The organism is Streptomyces sp. NPDC056347 (genome assembly GCF_042262625.1).
GTDB lineage: Bacteria > Actinomycetota > Actinomycetes > Streptomycetales > Streptomycetaceae > Streptomyces.
In genome coordinates, this window is record NZ_JBHJQP010000009.1 from 14,879 (window position 1) to 32,681 (window position 17,803).

Annotated in this window: 17 protein-coding genes; 8 read left to right on the forward strand and 9 right to left on the reverse strand. The window is 71.0% G+C overall.

The features are described 5' to 3' along the window. Positions 1-154: 154 nt before the first annotated feature. The 3 genes from ACFCV8_RS04095 to ACFCV8_RS04105 all read right to left on the reverse strand — a co-directional run bounded on the left by ACFCV8_RS04095 (position 155) and on the right by ACFCV8_RS04105 (position 3,681). Complete coding sequence (locus ACFCV8_RS04095; protein WP_376683672.1) at positions 155-2,758, reverse strand: hypothetical protein; 2,604 nt, start codon at positions 2,756-2,758, stop codon at positions 155-157. 297 nt (positions 2,759-3,055) lie between these two features. Continuing rightward, positions 3,056-3,271 carry a hypothetical protein gene (locus ACFCV8_RS04100; protein WP_376683673.1) on the reverse strand — a complete coding sequence of 72 codons (216 nt, stop codon included), beginning with the start codon at positions 3,269-3,271 and terminating at the stop codon, positions 3,056-3,058. After that, positions 3,268-3,681 (reverse strand): ATP-binding protein, encoded by a 414-nt coding sequence (locus ACFCV8_RS04105; protein WP_376683674.1) that lies wholly within the window; start codon positions 3,679-3,681, stop codon positions 3,268-3,270. The genes ACFCV8_RS04100 and ACFCV8_RS04105 overlap by 4 nt, the downstream gene beginning before the upstream one ends. 227 nt (positions 3,682-3,908) lie before the next feature. Between ACFCV8_RS04105 and ACFCV8_RS04110 the strand changes: the two genes are divergently transcribed. The 4 genes from ACFCV8_RS04110 (at position 3,909) to ACFCV8_RS04125 (ending at position 7,413) form a co-directional block, all read left to right on the forward strand. Then, the gene (locus ACFCV8_RS04110; RefSeq protein WP_376683675.1) at positions 3,909-5,174 is read left to right on the forward strand and encodes an XRE family transcriptional regulator; all 1,266 of its coding nucleotides are present in this window, start codon (positions 3,909-3,911) and stop codon (positions 5,172-5,174) included. After that, positions 5,171-5,698 carry a GNAT family N-acetyltransferase gene (locus ACFCV8_RS04115; protein WP_376683676.1) on the forward strand — a complete coding sequence of 176 codons (528 nt, stop codon included), beginning with the start codon at positions 5,171-5,173 and terminating at the stop codon, positions 5,696-5,698. The genes ACFCV8_RS04110 and ACFCV8_RS04115 overlap by 4 nt, the downstream gene beginning before the upstream one ends. Before the next feature lie 73 nt (positions 5,699-5,771). Further along, positions 5,772-6,107: a hypothetical protein gene (locus tag ACFCV8_RS04120; RefSeq protein ID WP_376683677.1), complete on the forward strand. Its 336-nt coding sequence runs from the start codon at positions 5,772-5,774 to the stop codon at positions 6,105-6,107. 181 nt (positions 6,108-6,288) lie between these two features. After that, positions 6,289-7,413 carry a hypothetical protein gene (locus ACFCV8_RS04125; protein WP_376683678.1) on the forward strand — a complete coding sequence of 375 codons (1,125 nt, stop codon included), beginning with the start codon at positions 6,289-6,291 and terminating at the stop codon, positions 7,411-7,413. Positions 7,414-7,475: 62 nt separating this feature from the next. Here the strand turns inward: ACFCV8_RS04125 and ACFCV8_RS04130 are convergent, their stop codons facing one another. The 3 genes from ACFCV8_RS04130 to ACFCV8_RS04140 are packed head-to-tail and all read right to left on the reverse strand — an operon-like array spanning position 7,476 to position 10,149. Beyond that, positions 7,476-7,910, reverse strand: coding sequence for an NUDIX domain-containing protein (locus tag ACFCV8_RS04130; RefSeq protein WP_376683679.1), 435 nt, complete (start codon positions 7,908-7,910; stop codon positions 7,476-7,478). Further along, entirely contained in the window at positions 7,907-9,160 is a 1,254-nt protein-coding gene (locus ACFCV8_RS04135) for a DegT/DnrJ/EryC1/StrS family aminotransferase (RefSeq protein ID WP_376683680.1), read from the reverse strand. The genes ACFCV8_RS04130 and ACFCV8_RS04135 overlap by 4 nt, the downstream gene beginning before the upstream one ends. Continuing rightward, positions 9,157-10,149, reverse strand: a complete 993-nt coding sequence (locus tag ACFCV8_RS04140) for a Gfo/Idh/MocA family protein (protein ID WP_376683681.1) — start codon at positions 10,147-10,149, stop codon at positions 9,157-9,159. Before ACFCV8_RS04140 ends, ACFCV8_RS04135 begins: the two co-directional genes overlap by 4 nt. A 156-nt stretch (positions 10,150-10,305) precedes the next feature. Between ACFCV8_RS04140 and ACFCV8_RS04145 the strand changes: the two genes are divergently transcribed. Beyond that, positions 10,306-11,619: a helix-turn-helix transcriptional regulator gene (locus tag ACFCV8_RS04145; protein ID WP_376683682.1), complete on the forward strand. Its 1,314-nt coding sequence runs from the start codon at positions 10,306-10,308 to the stop codon at positions 11,617-11,619. A 210-nt stretch (positions 11,620-11,829) separates the two neighbouring features. Then, positions 11,830-12,225 carry a nitroreductase/quinone reductase family protein gene (locus tag ACFCV8_RS04150; protein WP_376683683.1) on the forward strand — a complete coding sequence of 132 codons (396 nt, stop codon included), beginning with the start codon at positions 11,830-11,832 and terminating at the stop codon, positions 12,223-12,225. A 91-nt stretch (positions 12,226-12,316) separates the two neighbouring features. Here ACFCV8_RS04150 and ACFCV8_RS04155 read toward each other — a convergent pair whose 3' ends face one another. Together ACFCV8_RS04155 and ACFCV8_RS04160 are read right to left on the reverse strand one after the other, a co-directional pair. Beyond that, positions 12,317-13,750 carry a flotillin family protein gene (locus tag ACFCV8_RS04155; RefSeq protein WP_376683684.1) on the reverse strand — a complete coding sequence of 478 codons (1,434 nt, stop codon included), beginning with the start codon at positions 13,748-13,750 and terminating at the stop codon, positions 12,317-12,319. Positions 13,751-13,953: 203 nt separating this feature from the next. Continuing rightward, on the reverse strand, positions 13,954-14,463 hold the full coding sequence (locus tag ACFCV8_RS04160; RefSeq protein ID WP_376683685.1) for a hypothetical protein: 510 nt from the start codon (positions 14,461-14,463) through the stop codon (positions 13,954-13,956). Between the two features lie 272 nt (positions 14,464-14,735). Between ACFCV8_RS04160 and ACFCV8_RS04165 the strand changes: the two genes are divergently transcribed. Continuing rightward, positions 14,736-15,008 (forward strand): DUF1876 domain-containing protein, encoded by a 273-nt coding sequence (locus ACFCV8_RS04165; protein WP_376683686.1) that lies wholly within the window; start codon positions 14,736-14,738, stop codon positions 15,006-15,008. A gap of 173 nt (positions 15,009-15,181) precedes the next feature. Continuing rightward, a complete protein-coding gene (locus ACFCV8_RS04170) occupies positions 15,182-16,891 on the forward strand; it encodes a SpoIIE family protein phosphatase (RefSeq protein ID WP_376683687.1) in 1,710 nt (569 codons plus the stop codon). Positions 16,892-16,929: 38 nt separating this feature from the next. Here ACFCV8_RS04170 and ACFCV8_RS04175 read toward each other — a convergent pair whose 3' ends face one another. Further along, positions 16,930-17,775, reverse strand: a complete 846-nt coding sequence (locus tag ACFCV8_RS04175; RefSeq protein WP_376683688.1) for a GNAT family N-acetyltransferase — start codon at positions 17,773-17,775, stop codon at positions 16,930-16,932. Positions 17,776-17,803: the final 28 nt, after the last annotated feature.

Consider the following 17,803-nt stretch of genomic DNA (forward strand, 5'->3'; position numbering starts at 1 on the left):
TGCCCCAGATGCGCTTCCGCCGCGATCGGAGACGGACCCGCGCGCGCATTCGCGGCGCGGCTGAACACGTACCGGGTCCCGTCCCCCGTCACACGCCGCCCCCGGCGCCGTCCTGGGTGGGCGGCGCCGGAGGGGTGTACTGCTCTGCCGTGGATCAGTGGCCGACGGCCGTCCTCGGCTTGTTCTTGTGGCATCCTCCGCACGGCTTGTTCTTCTCGGTGACCGTGATGCTGGCCTGGGCCCGGTTGCTGGCGACCTGCTCGCCGCCGGAGTCCGTGGCGGTCGCGCGGGCCACGTTGGTGATCACGCACTTCTTGCCGTCGTCGTCACCGCCTCCCCCGTCGCCGCCGTAGCCCTTGCTGCCGCCCTTCTCGCAGTTGTCCAGGCTGCTGCTGGTGACGGTGTACGTGCCGCGGCAGGTGGTCGAGGCGCCGGGGGCGAGCGTGGTCGCCTCGCAGGTGACGCCCTGGATCCGGTCGTCGCCCACCCGTACGCCGGTCAGGACCTCGCTGCCGGTGTTGGTGACGGTGTACGTGTAGTCGACCTTCGATCCGACCTTGAACGGGCCCTTCGAGGCCACCCGCTTCTCCAGGCTCATGGAGGACTCCCCGAGGGGGACGGTGACCTCGGCCTGTGCGGGCTCGCTGACGATCTCCCGGCCCTGCGGATCGGTGCCACCGGCCTGGGCCACGTTGACGATGGTGCAGCTCGCGGTCCCGCCGGTCTCCCGGCAGTCGTCGATGTCCGCCTGGGTGATCGTGTAGGTGGCGTGGCAGGTGGTGGACGCACCGGCGGCGAGCGTGGTCGCCGCACAGGTGACGTCGGTGGCGTGGTCGTCCAGCACCCGTACGTCGGTCAGTGTGGTGCCGCCGGTGTTGGTGACGGTGTACGCGTAGTCGACCCGCGATCCGACCTGGTACGGGCCGCTCGACGTGACCCGCTTCACCAGGGTCACGTGGGGCGTCCCGACGGGCAGGGTCAGCTCGGTCTCCGGAGAGGTGACCGTCTCGCCGTCCGTCGTGCCCGTCGCCGTGGCGGTGTTGGTGACCGAACCGGCCGTGCCGTCCGCCGCGGTGATCGTGTAGGTGCCGGTGCAAGTGGTGCTGTCACCGGCCTCTCCGGCGGGGGCCAGGGTGGTCGACAGGCAGGTGATGCCCGTGACGTGGTCGTCGTGGACCGCCACGGAGTTCAGCTGCGTCCCGCCGGTGTTGCGGACGGTGTAGCGGTAGGTGACCGTCTGCCCGACCGCGTAGGGGCCCGCCGTCACCACGTTCTTCTCGATCCCGATGGACGGGGGACGCCGGATCGGAACGGTCTCCGACGACGGCGGCGAGGTGACCGTGTCACCGTCCGATCTGCCGGTCGCGACAGCGGTGTTGTCGATGGAACCGGCGGCCGCGTCGGCGGCGGTCACGGTGTAGGTGGCGGTGCAGGTGACGGTCTGCCCGACCGCGAGGGTCGTGGTGGGGCAGCTCACCGGGCCGACCTTCGGGTCGGTGACGACGAGATCGGTGATGTTCGTCGTGCCCGAGTTGGTCACCACGAAGTCGTACGGGACCTGGGAGCCGGGGGCCAGATCACCGGGCAGCGGCTTCCTCGCCTGCTTCACCAGGTTCAGCTCGGGGAGCGGTTCGGCACTGTGGACGACCACGTTGCGGATGAGGTGGACGTCGGTGTTCGCGCCGGTCGAGGAGGCGAAGCCGAACTTGTAGGTCGAGGGGACGGGCTGCGGCGCGGGCGTGGAGAGGACCTGGTGCGAGCCGGTGCCGTCGTTGAAGTCGACGGAGACCGTGAGCACCGGGGCGGCGCCCGCGGAGATGTGCACGTTCACCCGGCGCCGGTCCACTTCGAGGATCTGCGCCGCCTCCTGCGGGGTGACGCCCGGCGGCATGGTGGTCGTCGGGCCCTGGAGCTCGCCCGGGAGGGTGGAGGGCCACGGCCCCGTGGTGGAGAAGTTGTTGGTCGTGGCGGTCATGAAGCAGTAGCCGGTCACGCCGTCGCCCGGACCACGCACGGTGATCACGTTGGGGGCGGGCGGCGGCCAGGACTCCATGCTCGGCGAGCGGTCGGTGCAGCCGTTGCCGCGCGACTCCCCGTCGCCGAAGAAGTTGCCGTACACGTCGAGGCCCACGCCGACGTAGCCGTGGTCGACGCCCGGCTGCATGGGAACCCCCGGATTGTCGCCCTCGCGGATCTGGGCGTAACCGAGGCTGCCGCCGAAGGCTCCCGGATGGGTCAGCGAGGCGGCGCCGTCGACGAGGAAGAAGGAGATGCCGTCGGCGGGACGCGCCGGGGTCGTGCTGCCGTACTGGTACTGGTCGAAGGTGACGTCCAGCCCCTGTCCCGCCGGGAGGGCGTGGTTGTACAGGACGGCCGCGCTCTGGAACTGGCTCGCGTCCGTCAGCCGCAGGAAGCCGTCCGGATCGGCGTTGTTGGGCGGTACGGGCCCCAGCGCGTTCGGGCCGCAGCTGCCGAGGGCGTGGCTGCCGCTGGGCGGCGCGGCCCCGGTGGGCGCGCCGGTCAGGCAGGAGGGCCCGACTCCGGTGAAGTCCGGGGCGGTGGCGTGGGTGAAGGTCTCGTCGACCAGGGGGGAGCCGACGGCCCGGGGCTGGGAGACGCTGTCGGCACTGGCGTCGGTGGCGAGTGCCAGAGGTGTTCCCGCGCTTACCAGGAGAGCCAGGACCGCGGTGACGAGTCGCGAGGCGCGTCCGGACGACGCTCGGCGGCCGGGCAGGGAAGGGGGGCGTTTTCTCCACATGATCGGAATGAGTATCAAAACGACCGGAAAACGCCGGGATGAGCTCCCGTCACCTCCCCCCAATGGCCGCCCGGCTCCACCCGCCTGCCCCAGCCGTCACGACCTTTCGTGACGGCCGTTCGCCGAGGATGCCGCGGGCCACGAAGTGCGCCTGCCCGGTCCTGGCGACGGCCTTCGGGTCGTCAGGTTCCGGAAACGTCGGTGATCCTTCACGGATGCACGGGTGGCACGGGTGAGCGATCCGTGCTTCCTGCGGCTCCCGCCCGGTGTGCCGGCGTACTCGTCCAGGGCGGTCGTTCAGGTCCGCCGGTCGCTCTCCGGCCCTCCCCCGTCCGAGGCGTCGGAGGCATCGGAGGTGTCGGAGGCATCGGACGTGGGTGCCGGGGCCCGGCCGGTCGCGCCGGGAGCGGATGCCGTGGAGACGCGCAGGCACCCGTCCGTGCCGAACATCTCGACCAGCTGAGACAGATGGGCTCGCGCCACGCTCCGGCCGGGGAACTCTCCGATGGTCATCCACGCCCCTCCAGTTCCGCCCAGACGACCTTCCCCCAGCACCGCTGGTCCGTTCCCCAGTCGGCCGCCAGCGCCGCCACCAGGAACAGGCCGCGCCCTTCCTCGTCACCGCCGCCCGCCTCGCGTTCCACGGGCAGCGCCCGCGAGAAGTCCGCGACGGCCACACGCACCGTGCCCGTGGCGATCCGCTCCACCACCACGCGGATGGACTCCCGCCGGGCGTGCCGCACGGCGTTTCCCACCAGCTCGGAAACAACCAGGGCGCCGTCGTCGCCCAACCCCTCCAAACCCCACACGGCGCACGCCTCGCGCACCAGGCGCCGGGCCGAGGCCGCACTCTCCGGCACGCGCGGCAGGGTCTCGCTGTAGCCGGGGTGCCCGGTGGGCCGGGATGTCGTGGTCGCGGTCATCAGGATCCCTCTTCGTTGAGCTGGAGATGCGGCCCGCCTCCGGCGAAAGCTGGAACGGGCCGCCCCAACAGGCCGTCGTACTGTCCCTTGCGGCGGCAGCCTGTACTCAGTCAACGACGCACCGTGACACATCGTCAGGAAAAGTCGCGCGACCGCGCACTACCGCCAACCGGAAATTTCGCCGCTTCCCAGGCGCCGAGATCGCGCTTCCTCGCTACCTTTTAGAGGTGGAGGCGAACAGGTGCCTGACGGAGGCGCTCGGCCAATCCGGGTTCACCCAGGCCGAGTTGGCAGAGGCGGTGAACGACTACCTCCGGTCCCTCGGCCGGGACGGCACGGTGAGCGACCGCACAGTGCGCCACTGGCTGACCGGAAAGACCCGCTGGCCCCACCCTCGGCAGCGCGACGCCCTGGAGGCAGTGCTGGGCCGAAGCGTCGGGGAGCTCGGATTCCGGCCCCCGGCGGACCGACGAAGCCCTGCCAGGACGGAGGACCCTGTGCATCGCAGAAACTTCCTGACCGCCGTCACCGGCACGACTGCCGCCGTCGTGCCCCTGGTCGCCGCCCGGCCTTACGCGGTCGGCACCGCCGACGTGATCCGGCTGCGCAGCGGCCTGGACGCCCTGACGGCCCTGGATGCCTCCAAAGGCGGGCACGAGGCCCTGGAGCGGGCCGCGCTCGCCGGTGCCTCCGAGGCACTGGGCCTCCAGAAGCGGGCCGCCTCGCAGCGAATCCGGCAGCGCCTCTTCGGTGTGGCCGCGAACTACACCGCGTCGGCCGCCCGGTCGGCCATGGACGCCTGGGAGAGCGACCGCGCGCACGGGCACCTGAACAGGGCGCTGTACCTGGCGGGCATGGCGAAGGACCCGGTGGCCGAGCTCCAGGTGTGGAACCTGCACGCCATGCTCGCGCTGCACCGCGGGGAGTTCTCGCAGGCCGTGCACGCGGGTCAGGCTGCGCAGGCGACCGCCGTCACGCGCCGGGACCCGCTGTTCGCCTCCCTCGCCCACGCCCGTACGGCCATCGGGCGTTCCAGCATCGGCGACCGTCAGGACGCCCTGCGGTCCCTGGGGCACGCGGAAGAGGCGTTGGCGAAGGCGGGCACGGACGAGTCCCGGCCGTCCTGGCTCGCCTTCTACGGACCCGCCGAGCTGCTGGCCCTCGCCTCCGTCGTACGGGACAGGACCGGGGACAGCGCGGGTGCGGAAGCGGCTTCGCACCGCGCCCTGTCAGCCATCCCGCGGCACTTCCGCCGCAACCGGGCCCTGGCCACCCTCCAGCTCGCCACGGCGCAGCTCCACCAGCGCGATGCGGACCAGGCCTGTGCCTCGACCGCGAAAGTGTTCGCACTGATGCGCGGCAACGCCCTGCCCGGCCGGATGCGCTCCTACCTCGGAGATTTCCACCGTGACCTGATCACTCTCGCGCCGGGCTCCGGCCTCGTACGGGAGTGGGAGGACCGCTACCGATCAGAATGGAGCCAGGCCCGATGACCCCAGCCCTGGAGCTGCGCCACTACGGCCACGCCAACTTGCCGGAGATCCGGCAGACGTTGATCGACGTTCACGCGGACGTGCATGCCGACCGGATGGCCGACGACGCGTTCCTGCGGAAGTTCCCCTGGTTCGTGGACCACTGGGGCGGGAGCCCCGGCTTCTCGTGCGTGATCGCCTACGACCGGGGCGAGCCCGCGGGCTTCTCGTACGGCGCACCGGGCACCAGGGGCCGCGAGTGGTGGCGGGAGCACCTGGACCCGGCACCGGCGAAATCGCGCACCTTCCACTTCTCCGAGCTGATGGTGCGTGAGCAGTGGCGCAGGACGGGGACTTCGGAGCGGCTGCACCGCGCGCTGATGGACACCCGCGACGAAGCCCTGGCCACACTGCTGGTGGATGTGACACACCCGAAGGTCCAGGCCCTGTACGAGTCCTGGGGGTACCGGAAGGTCGGGGAGGACCAGCCGTTCCCCGACTCACCGGTGTTCGCCGTCATGCTCGTGGACCTGCCGCTGCCCTGAGCCGCGCCCCCGCTGTCGTGGGCACCATCGCGGGTGAGAACGATCGGCGTTCAGTGGCGAGAGAGGGGTGACGGTGGTGGTGCAGCAGTGGCCGGAGGGTCCGCGCGCCGATCCCGATGCGGCGCGGGAGCGCTACGACGCGGAGATACGGGCGTCGCGCGGCGCGCTGCGGGACCTGTTCAGGGTGGAACTGCCCGTCGCGCATGTGGGATTGGCGCTTGTGCTCGTCGTGAGCGCGGTCGTGGGCGTGGCCCTGTCGCCGAAGGCGGGGGCGATCATCGCCGGGGCCTTTGCCGGGCTGTTCGTCGTGGCCCTGGTCGTGGCACGCCTGGCGGGCAGGCGGGGGTGGTCCGCGGTGCGTACGGCGTACAAGTTCGCCTTCGGGTGGGCGAATTGGGTCACGCCCTGAACGGGCGGTCCGGGCTCGAACCGGTGTTGGGCGATTGTGGCGCAAGCGGACGTTTTCATGCGGTACGGTGATCGCGTCATCACGCTCCGTACGCCTACGTGCACACGGAGCGGCCCCCGGGGGTGTTACAGCACCGATCCGAGGGCCTTCAACCGCGAGTGGAAACTAGGAGTCCACTGGGATGCTTTTGCATGCTATCTCGCCGCCCCGGCGCTTCACGAAGGCCTCGCACGATGTCGTGCGGCATCCGCGTCTGAGCAGCGACGCGAAGATCCTCCTCCTGTACGTACAGGGGCTCCCCGAACAGAATGCCGACAAGGCGCTCAGCGAGCACGCCAAGAAGATCGGGATCACCGGGCGGGCGTATCAGCGGGCCAAGGGGCTGCTGGTCATGTTCGGGTTCGTGCACGAGTGGAAGCGGCAGAACGACCGCGGCTTCTGGGTGACCGACCAGCTCTTCGCGAACGTACCCCTGACCACCGAACAGGCCGCCGCCGTACGGGACGAGCGGGTGGGCCGCGCCTCACCGGCCCCCGCGGCCCGGACCACCGATCCGGGTACGCAGTCTCCGACGGTCGGACCGCCGGGGGATCGGGTGGTCGGTGACTACAAACCCGCAGACGAAGAACCTGGGGAGAACTACCCCCACCCTCCCCCCGAAGACGGCGCGGACGACGCGAGCGACGCGGACGACGAAGGCGGCAGGCGCGACGGGGCGGACGGGACGGACGGGAGCGATCCGAGCACCAGCAGCCCCGAATTCGCCGAGGGGGAAGCGGTGTTGCTCTCCCTGCGGCATGCGCATCCGCAACTGCATCTCGGGGTGCGGGAGGCCCGTGGCCTGGCCGAAGCCGCCGCCGAGTGGATTCGGCGCGGGGTGAGCGGCGCCGATCTGCGGCGGGTGCTGACCCGCGAGCTGCCCCGGGACGGCGTACGGTCCGCCGTCGGGTTCCTGCGGCACCGGCTCGTCCAGAAACTCCCGGCCCCGCCCGTCCCCCCGCCCCCGCCCGTCGCACCGCCGCCGGTGAGGGAGCTGGTCGTCTGCGCGGGTTCGGACGAGGACGACGAGCACATGTTCCGGCCGCTCTTCGACGAGGCCATGTGCGGGCCGTGCACACGTGCGGCGAACGCCGCCTACGCGGCACGGCGGCGCGAGGAGGCCAGGAACGAGCCCCCACCACTGTCATGGCGGGAGCGGGTCGACGCGGAGAACGGCCGCGCCCCGGACGCGGGCGCGGACTGTCCCGAATACGGTCCGCCAAGGGCTGGTCAGGAAGCGAGTACGGCACATCCGTCCTTGGTCTGACCTCATACCGGGGTGATAGCCGTGCGACTCGCCCTCGATGGCTGCGAGGGCGGGTCCACGGATCAGCGGGTGATCAGCTCACGGACTGCGTCGCTGACCGGGGGCAGGTCGGTGGGACGGGCCCACTGGTGGGCATCGTGCTCGGTGAGGACGACGGGCTCGGTGTTCTTCACGGTGACAGCGAAGTTGAACTGGCGGGTGATGCCGCCTCGGCTGTTGGCATAGTCGAAGTGGCCGATGTAGCCGTTGACCGTGTCGATGATCAGCCCGGTCTCCTCGGTGGTCTCCCTGTGAAGGGCCTCCAGGATGGTCTCGCCGTCCTCGACCTTGCCGGAGGGAACCTCCCACAGGCCACCCATGTAGTCGTCCGGCCTTCGTCTCACGAGCAGGACGCGGTTGGCGTCGGTGACGACGGCAGCGGCCACGAATCCGGTAATGCCGTCTGCTTGGGCGTTGCTGACCAGGCCGGTCAGCAAGTCGGGCGAGGCAGCGGTCATGCCAGCAGCTCCTTGTGGTGGTCACTCACCTTGCTGGCCGCGCGCACGTACTGCCTGGCCAGCGCGAGATCCTGCTCACGATGCCAGACCGGGAGCTTAATCGTGTGCCGGTACGTGTGCTCGGCCACCGGGAAGGAGCCGGGCAGCCGCTGGCGGTGGTGCTGCGGGTGGCCGGGGAACAGCTGGTCCGGGTGCTGGTAGAGCGGAAGCGCGTACAGCGGACCGGTGGAGCCCGGCCGGTCGAACTCGGTCGCCCCCTCGGCCAGCAGAGCCTGGTGAAACCGCTCGATCGGCAGACCACCGAGATCATCGGGCCGATAAGTGAGCGTCAACCCATACCAGGAGTGGACCACCCCTTCGGGGAGCGGCGTGATCTCCAGTCCGGGGATCCGGGAGAGATTCTCGGTGAGATGGCGCGCGATTTCGGCGCGGCCCGCGAGGTAACTGTCCAGGCGGGAGAGCTGGTCGCAGGCAAGGGCCGCTGCGAGCGGGTGGATGCGGAGCTTGAGTCCGGATCCGGTGACCGCGAAGCGCGCGAGCGGATGGCCGTTCGGGATCTCGGACCGACACCGCTTGTTGTAGTGGGCGAACGTCAGCACCCTGTAATACAGATCGTCGTCGTTAGTGAGGACAAAGCCGCCCTCACCGCCGGACAGCGGCTTGGGACCGTTGAGGGAGAAGGCGGAGGCCAGGCCGAATGTTCCGGCCTTCTTGCCTTCGATACCGGCGCCGTGGGCGTGCGAGCCGTCCTCCAGCAGCACTAGCCCGTGAGCATCGGCGATTGCCACCAGCCGGGCCATGTCAGCCGGACGTCCCCACAGGTGAGTGACCATCACGGCCCGGGTGCGCGGGGTAATCAGCTCCTCCACCCTCGCGGGGTCGATATTGCCGTCCGGGCCGATCTCACACAGCACCGGTACCGCGCGCAGGTGAAACAGCGGAGAGGCGGTGGCGTGGAATGTCCAGGCGGGCACGATCACCTCGTCCCCGGCCTCGATACGCACGGCTGCGTAGGCGGCATGCAGGGCGGCGGTGCCGGAATTCGTAGTGATCGCGTGCCGGACACCGAAGTATTCCTTCAGACCGTCCTCCAACTCGGCAATGACACCCGAGCGACCGGGGATGGAGACGGCGGTGTCCAGTTGAGCAGCGACCCTGGTACGGGTGGTGCCGTCGATCGGCGGCCAGGTGAAGTGCGGGGCTGCGGCGCTCACAGCGGGACGGCCGCCGAGCAGGGCGAGCGTGGTCACAGCAGCTCCTTGGGGTCGACGTACCGCCCGGCCGCCTTGGACTCGTAGCAGGAGGCGATGAAGGCGGCGTGGGCAAGGTGCTGGTCGGGTCCGGAGGCATTGGGGCGCTCGCCGTCCAGAACCCGGCAGAAGTGGTCGATCTGCGCGGTCGCGGCGCTCGTCGGGGCGTGCGGGCGGGTCAACTCCTCCACCACGGTGCCAGTCAGGTCAAGCCGCTGTACCTGGCCTTTGGCCAGGAGTACCGAGCCACGTGTGCCGACGACGTGCAGCTTCTCGGTCTTCGGAGCCGCCCAGCGCGACAGCAGCACCGAACCGTACAGGCCGTGCTCGTAGCCCAACTGGATGATGGCGGTGTCCTCCGCGTCGTAGCACGCGCCGGGCACAGCGGTGGCGGAGAACTCGGCAAGGATCCGGCTGGGCAGGCCGAAGTACCACAGCAACAAGTCGATCAGGTGGTAGCCCATATCGATGATGCAGCCTCCACCGGCCTGCCTGACGTCACCGCGCCAGCCGGCTCCGGGGGCGTCGGTGTGGAAGGTGTACTGGCCGTCGATCAGGAACGGAGTGCCGATCTGGTCGAGCAGGCCGGGCATGCTGGTGTAGATCGGGTTGAACCGGCGCTGGAGGGTGACCATCAGCACGATCTGTCCGGCCTGGCAGACTCGGGCGAGCTCGCGGGCCTCGGCGAGCGAAGTGGCGAATGGCTTCTCCTTCAGCACATGCACGCTCCGCTTCGCGCACTCCTCAACCACCGCCCGGCCCGCGTGGTGCGGGACGGCAACGATGACGAAATCCGGCTCCACCGCATCCAGCAGGTCGCCGGGGCGGGCGAAAGCGGGCACCTGATACTGGTCCCGGCGCTCACGCAGGATGATGGGATTGCTGTCACAGACGGCGACAAGCTCGGCCCGACCAGAGCCGAGCAGGCCGGGCAAGTGATCTCCGAGGGCTTGGTGGCCGAGGCCAATGATCGCGGCGCGTCGCTTCATGGGCAGACTCCTTCCGCTTCACGAAGGAAGTTCGTCGGAATGCGTCGAGTACAGCCCAACTCGCCCTCGGTAGAAAGATTTTGTCGGTAGTCCCGGGGTTGTCCCGCCCTCGCTGACGGTAGGCTCGCGGTCACTGTCGATGATGGGATTGATCCCGTGGACGACCCGATCCGACACCCTCTCGCCTACGCGCGTGGCCAACGTGGTTGGTCCCAGGGCGACCTCGTCGCATCCCTCGACCGGGTGGCGCGTCGCCACGGGCTCCGCTCCGGCGCCGACAAGACGGCCGTCAGCCGGTGGGAGAACTGGCGCAAGACGCCGAACCTCGAATCCCAGCTGCTGATCGCCGAAGCCTTCGACGTGCCGGTGACGGACGTGGAGGCGTACGGCTGGCCCTACTGGCTGCCCGGGCGCGACAGTCCGCTGCCTCTGGGGTCCGCGTACACCGTCCGAGCACTCCACGACGCACAGAGAGCCTCCATGGACCGCCGCAACTTCATGGCCTACAGCGCCATCTCACTGGCCGGCCTGGCTTCCCAATGGGCCGCGATCGAACCCGACCGCCTCACCTCGGCGCTCAGTGGCAAACGGGTGGACCCCGAACTCGTGGACTGGCTGGAGGACACCAGCGCGAAGCTGACAGCTCTGCCCACCGAACAGCGTCAGCACACCATTCGCCTGCTGGACGCCCACCTCTCCACCGTCACCGAGCTGATCGAGGAAGGCCGCTACAGCGAGACCACGGGCAGCCGTCTTCACCTGCTCGCGGCCTCCCTCGCCACCACCTGCGGCTGGTACCGCTTCGACCACGGCCGGCACTGGGCAGCCGGGAAGTTCTGGGGCGCTGCCCTGCAGTCCGCCCACGCCGCCGGCGACCGCGACCACGGCGCCGGAGTCCTGTCCGACTTCGCCTACCAGTCCAACTGGCTCGGCAAGCCGAGGATCTCCGTCGACCAGCTCGGACACGCCCTCTCCGGCACGCAGCACCCCACCGCCCGCGCTCTGCTGTTCCTGCGCCGGGCCCGGGCGCACGCCGCCCTGGGTGAGCGGACCGCCTGCTACCGCGATCTGTCCGAGGCGGAGGCAGCCCTGGGTGCGGAGGCCGGTGACTCCGCCCCGGGCTGGTGCGCTTGGATGAGCCCGGCCGACCTCGCCGTCGACTCCGGCCAGTGCCTGCTCGACCTCGGCCGCACGGACGAGGCCCACGCCCGGATCTCTGAGGGCATGGCCCTGCTGCCACGCTCCCGGGACAAGACGCGCGGGATCTTCCTGACCTACCGGGCCAAGGGGTTTCTGCAGTCGAACGATGTCGAGCAGGCGCTCGCCGTCACCGGCGAGTCACTCGATCTGGCCACCCGGATCGGCGCCCCGCGATGCGTCGCCCTGGTGCGCGACCTGGCACCGGCGTTCGAGCCCCACCGCCAGGTGGACGGCGTCCCGGAGTTCCTGGAACAGCTCAGAGCGAGTTGAGCGCGATCAGGGCCACGATCCGGGCGGCCCGTCCGGGTCACCCCGTACCCGGAATCCCACTGCTCGGCCCCGCCTTCTGCCCGTGCAGAACAGCCCCCGCCCCGACAACTCCGGGGGCGGGCGGTGGCGCCACGCCTGCTCCGGGCTGTGGGGCGGGCGCGGGTACGGGGTCGTAGGCTCGCGGCCACGGAGCCACGGAAGGGGCACGCGATGGCGGACTTTCGGGAGCTGAAGTTCAAGGCGGTCACCGCGCTTCAGCGCAACGTCGTCAACCCGCTGGCCAGACGGTCGAAGGCGCAGATCCTGCTGGAGACCACGGGGCGCACCTCCGGCCGGCCGCGCCGGACGCCGGTCGGCGGGCGGAAGGTGGGTCAGGAGTTCTGGCTGGTCTCGGAGTACGGCACGAAGTCGCAGTACGTACGCAACATCCAGGCCGATCCCCGGGTCCGGGTGCGTATCGGTGGGCGCTGGCACAACGGCACGGCCCACCCGCTGCCGGACGACGACGCGCGCGCCCGGCTGCGTACCCTGCCGCGTTACAACAGTGCCGTCGTCCGGGCGGTCGGCACGCAGCTGCTGACGGTGCGGGTCGATCTGGCGGACTGAGCCGGGGCGTCGGGTACGTACGCGTGTGCCCGGACGGGTCGTCCTCCGTCCGGGCACACGGTGTTCGGTGGTGCGGCGGTCGCCGCGCCGGTCAGTCGGTGATCTCGATGGGGGTCTCGGCGGCCGGGGCCGGGGCCGGGACCTCGGGCTTCTTGTCGGACTTGGACTGGAGGTTCTGGAGCAGGGCGGCAAGGTCGACGCCCGTGGTGGAGCTGAGGAGTTCCATGCCCTGGGCGACGTTGTCCGTGACCGTACGGGACAGCCGGCTGGCGCCGTCCGTGGAGATCACGGTCATCTTGTCGACCGCGCTCAGCGGCTCGGACGCCTTGGCGACGACCTGCGGCAGCACCTCGACGAGCATCTGGAGCACGGCCGCGTCGCCGTACCGCTCGAAGGCGTCGGCCTTCTTGTGCATGGCCTCGGCCTCGGCGGAACCCCTCGCCGCGATGGCCGCGGCCTCCGCCTCACCCTCGATGCGGACGGCGTCGGCCAGCGCCGAACGGTGCAGCTTCTCGCCCTGACCGGTCAGCCGGGCGCGCTCCGCGTCCGCCTCGGCCTCCTTGACCTGGGCGATCCGGCGGGCCTCGGCCTCCTGCTCGGCCTGGTAGCGGGCGGCGTCGGCGGGCTTGCGGATCTTGGTGTCGAGTTCGCGGTCGGTCAGGGCGGCCTGGCGCTCGGCGACCTTCTCCTGCTCCGCGAGGATGTCCTGCTGGCGGGCGGCCTCGGCGAGCGGGCCCGCCGCGTTGGCCTGGGCGGCGGCGGCTTCCGTCTCGGCCTTGATCTCGGCCTGCTTGAGGTAGAAGGTCCGCTCGGCAATGGCGATCTCCTCGGCCGCCTTCAGCCGGGCCTGCTCGGAGGCGCGCCTGGCGATCGCCTCGGCGATGTCGGCCTCCTGCTTGGCGCGGGCGGCCTCGGGGCGGCCGAGGTCCTCCAGGTAGGAGCCCTCGGTGGTGATGTCCTGGATCTGGAAGGCGTCCAGGATCAGGCCCTGGCCGGAGAGGCTGGCCTCGGCCTCCTCCGCGACCTGGCCCGCGAACGCGGCGCGGTCGCGGATGATGTCCTCGACCGACATCCGGCCGACGATGGCGCGCAGCGCGCCGGAGAGCACTTCCTGGGTGAAGCCGACGATGCCGTCCTGCTGCTGGAGGAAGCGCTGGGCCGCGGCGCGGATCGCTTCCTCGCTGCCGCCGACCTTGACGATCGCGACGCCTTCCAGGTTGGACTTGACCCCGCGCAGGGTGACGGCACCGCGCACCGCGATCGGGATGTGACGGCTGGAGAGGTCCAGGGTGAACTTCTGCTGGACGAACGGGACGACGAAGACGCCGCCGCCGACCACGACCTTCTGGCCGCTGTTGTCGATGCTGGTCCGGCCGGTCACCGGGTCGGTCGACTTCTTGCCGCGGCGGCCGGTGATGATGAACGCCTCGCTGGGCCCGGCGACCTTGTAGCGGGTGATGACGACGAGTGCGAGCAGCACCAGGAGTACGACGACTCCGGCGACCGCGGCAACGACTGGACTCATGAGGTGTCCCCTCCTGCCGGCTCCAGGGCCGGCAGCTAGGTTTCGGGCAGTGCGCCGCGCTCGGGCGAGGGTGCGTGTGTGTGCGTGTCCGGGCGCGGTGGTGGTGGCAGTGGTCGGCGGGTGTGGCGCCGCCGGGGTGGGTGTGCGGTGGTCGGCCTACCTGGGGTTGTCGGCGGGCGGGGCGTTTGTCGGCGGGCGCGGTGTCAGTGCTCGACGGGGCGGACCGCGACCGAGGTGGTCGACAGCGCTGCCTCCACCCAGATCTCGGTGCCGCGGGCGATCGGCGTCGCGCTCTTCGCCGCCAGCTTCACGGGCTGGCCCGCGAGGCGCAGCAGGACCTCGCCGTACCCCTCGGCCGGGATGGCCGTGACGACCGAGCCTGAGGTTCCCACGAGGTCGTCGCCGCGCGGGGTGACGCTGGTCTGGTCCCGCATCAGGGCCCGGCTGAACTTCCAGGTCAGCCAGGCCGCGACCAGCCCGGCCAGCACCCCGGCCGCGGTCGCCACGACCGTACCGGCGCCGGTGGTCCCGAGCACGATCGCGCCCCCGAAGCCGAGCATCGAGAGGAACCCGGCGATGACCGGGAGCGAGAGCAGGCCGTCGAACAGGGCGTCCAGGACGCCCCCGAAGAGGCCTTCGAGAATCCCGTCGAAGATCAAGGACAGTACGAGCAGGACAATCCCGGCAATGCCGAGACCGAGAAACACGTTCACGCGTTCATCACCCTCCCCGATCCCGGTCTCGGTCCTCGTTCCCCGGAATCCCCCGAACGAACAATTCCACCGAACTGGCTGGATGGTGCCATACCTACGCTCTACGGTCACTGCCGGGTTCCGGCAGTCTTTTACGTTCCCTTTATGCCGGGGTTGCGCGAGCGGCGCCGTGCCGGGGGAGCCGATTCGTCCACAGGCTGTGGATGACTTCCGTCGTGCGCCGTGGTGCGCGGGCGGGGGAACGGGCGCACCCTGGTAACGAGGTGATCGTCATGGTGATGACAACCGTCGGATGGCATGTGGAGCTGGAGTTCGAGGAGGACACCCATCGCACCCGCGCGGCCGCTCTCGTACGGCTTCCGGACGGGACCGAGGTGCGGGCCCATGGTTATGCCAGCCGCCATCCCTCCGACAAGTCCCAGCCAAGAGTGGGCGAGGAGATCGCGGGGGCCAGAGCCCTCAACGAGCTGGCGATGCAGATGCTGACGAAGGCGCACGACGAGATCGACGAGGCGTCCGGCCGGACCTCGCACCCGCTGACCTGAACCGGGCCCACGACCCGGACCGGGCCGGCCACCGCGCCGGCCGGAGGGCCGACGCCCCGGGCCCGGCCGACCAGCGCGCCGACGCCCCGGGCCGGGCACACGCGGGCGCCGACAGCCCTGCGCCCGACCGTGCCGCGCCGGACAACCCTGCGCACGACGCTTCCGCGCCTTCCGTGCCTTCCGCGCCTCCCGCACCTCTCGCGCTGGAGTCGCTGGCAGCGCTGCTCGACGGCACCACGGCCGGGGTCGCCGTCTTCGACGAACGGCTGCGCTACCGCTACGTCAACCCGGCACTCGAACGGATCAACGGCATCCCGGCCGCCGAGCACCTGGGCCGCACCATCGGCGAGGTACTGCCGGGGCTCGACGCGCGCGAGGACATGATCCGGGCGGTACTGGCCGACGGAAAGCCCCGGGAGATCACCGTCAGCGGGTTCACCGCCAGCGACGCCACCGTCCGGCGCTACTGGCAGGGCGCCTTCCACCGCCTGGAGGCCGACGGGCGGATCATCGGCGTGGCCGCGATCGTCCTGGAGGTCATGGCCGCCGACCGCAGACAGCGCGAGCTGGAGCAGGCCCGGCGCCACCTGAACCTGCTGGACACCGCTGCCACCCGGATCGGCACCACCCTCGACATGGACACAACCTGCGCCGAGCTGGCCGGGCTGACCGTGCCGGGGCTGGCGGACGTCGCGATCGTCGAGGTCTTCCCGCCGGACGTCGCCGCGCCCGTCCGGCCCGCGCCCCCCGGAGTGCTGCGGCTGCGACGGGCGGCGCTGCGGGCGGTGCCCCGCCTGGAGGAGGATCTGGCGGCCTTCGGCTTCGGGCTGACCGGTGAGTACATCGACTACCAGGAGGGTGCGGCCGTACAGCGCTGCCTGGCCGCCAACCAGCCGGTGGTGGAGAACCTCACCAGCGACGAACAGCTGCTGCGCTCGGCCCCCGGACCCGGACGGCTCCCCTCCTACCGCGCCCTCGGGCTGCACTCGGCGGTCACCGTGCCCCTCGCCGTACGCGGCGGGCCGCTCGGCGTCCTCGGGCTGATCCGGTCGGGCGACTCACCGGTCTTCACCGACGAGGACGTACTGATAGCCCGGGAACTGGCCTCGCGGGCCGCCGTCGACCTCGACCACGCCCGCCGGTACGCGCACGAGCACACCATCGCCCTGGAGCTCCAGCGCTCGCTGCTGTCCGAACCGCGCCCGCCCCACCCGCACATCGAGATCGCCACCCGCTATCTGCCCGCCGACCGGAGCGTGATGGTGGGCGGCGACTGGTTCGACGTCATCCCGCTGCGGGACGGGCGCCATCTGAAGGCGATGGGCGACGTGATGGGCCACGGGGTGGAGGCGGCGGTCGCCATGAGCCACTACCGCTCCCTGCTGCGGATGTTCGCCGACGACGAGCTGCCGCCGCACCGGATACTCGAACAGCTGGACCGGATGGTCGAACGCTCCGGTCTCGACCGGGCCGCGACCTGTCTGCTGGCCGTCGTCGACCGGTACGGCGCGGCGTGCGAGGTGTCGAGCGCCGGGCACCTGCCGCCGGTGCTGCTCGATCCGCGCACGGGGACCCGGGTCTGCAAGGAAGTGGCGGTGGGGCCGCCGCTCGGCACCGGGTTCGGCGGCTACCGGACGACCCGGCTGGAATTCGATCCCCGTACGGTGCTCTTCCTGTACACGGACGGGCTGGTCGAGCGGCGGGACGAGGACATCGACATCTCGGTCGGCCGGCTGCGGGAGCTGGCCATGCCGGCCGGCGGCAGCCTGGAGGACCTGCTGGACGAGGTCCTGGAACGGTTCGGTCCGGGCGCCGAGGACGACATAGCCGTACTCGCCTCCCGGACCCGGAGCCCGGTGCAGCAGGCGTACGACCCCACCTGAGCCCGCACGGGCGACGCCGATCCGGTCCGGAGCCGCCCTCAGCCCAGTTCCAGGCTGGTGATGCCGAAGAGTCCGGAGCGGTCGCCCTCCCAGACCGGCCCGGTGTACATCCGGGCCGTCTCGAACGAAGGGCTCAGCCCCAGGTCCTCGGCGAGCCGCACCGCCGCCGGGTTGACGTCGGGCACGTCGATCGCGACCGGCACGCCGGGATCGGCCGCCGCCAGCGCGCCGACCAGCGCGCCCGCCACCTCGGGCGACCGCGCGTACACCGGACCGATGCGGGAGGCGGCCCGGCACGGGCGCGTCACGGCCAGCCCGCACAGCTCCCCGTCGCGCACGGCGACGAGCGAGGACCGGGTGGGGTGGGCGATCCAGGGGGCCAGGAAGCTGTCGCGCTCGGCCGGGAAGAAGCGGCGGTCGTACGCGGCGAGCCGGTCGAACGCCACCGACCGGCCGTCGACGAGCTCGACCCCGGCCGGGACCGGGGAGGCGGGCGGCAGCCCCTCGTACCGCATCGTCGTCCACGCCGGACGGAAGCCGGATTTACGGTAGTTGTCCTGCTGGGCCACCACACCGTCCAGGCCCACGTTGCGCCCCTCCAGCCGGGCCATCCCCGCCCGCCAGGTCCGCAGCCCGTACCCCTGGCCGCGCAGCTGCGGCCGGACGAGGTAGAAGCCGAGGAACCCGAACCCGGAGCCGTAACGGACGACGGAGACGCAGGAGACGGGCTCACCGTCGAGCCGTCCGACCAGGAAGCCGCGGGGATCGGCGGCGTGGAAGGCGTGACGGTCGGTCAGCCCGGGGTTCCAGCTCTCCTCATGGGCCCACTCGGTGAGCATCGTGAGGTCGTCGGCGCTTGCGATGGTGATCTCGAAGTTCGGCACGGAGCAAGCTGTACCCCCGGGGCGGCCC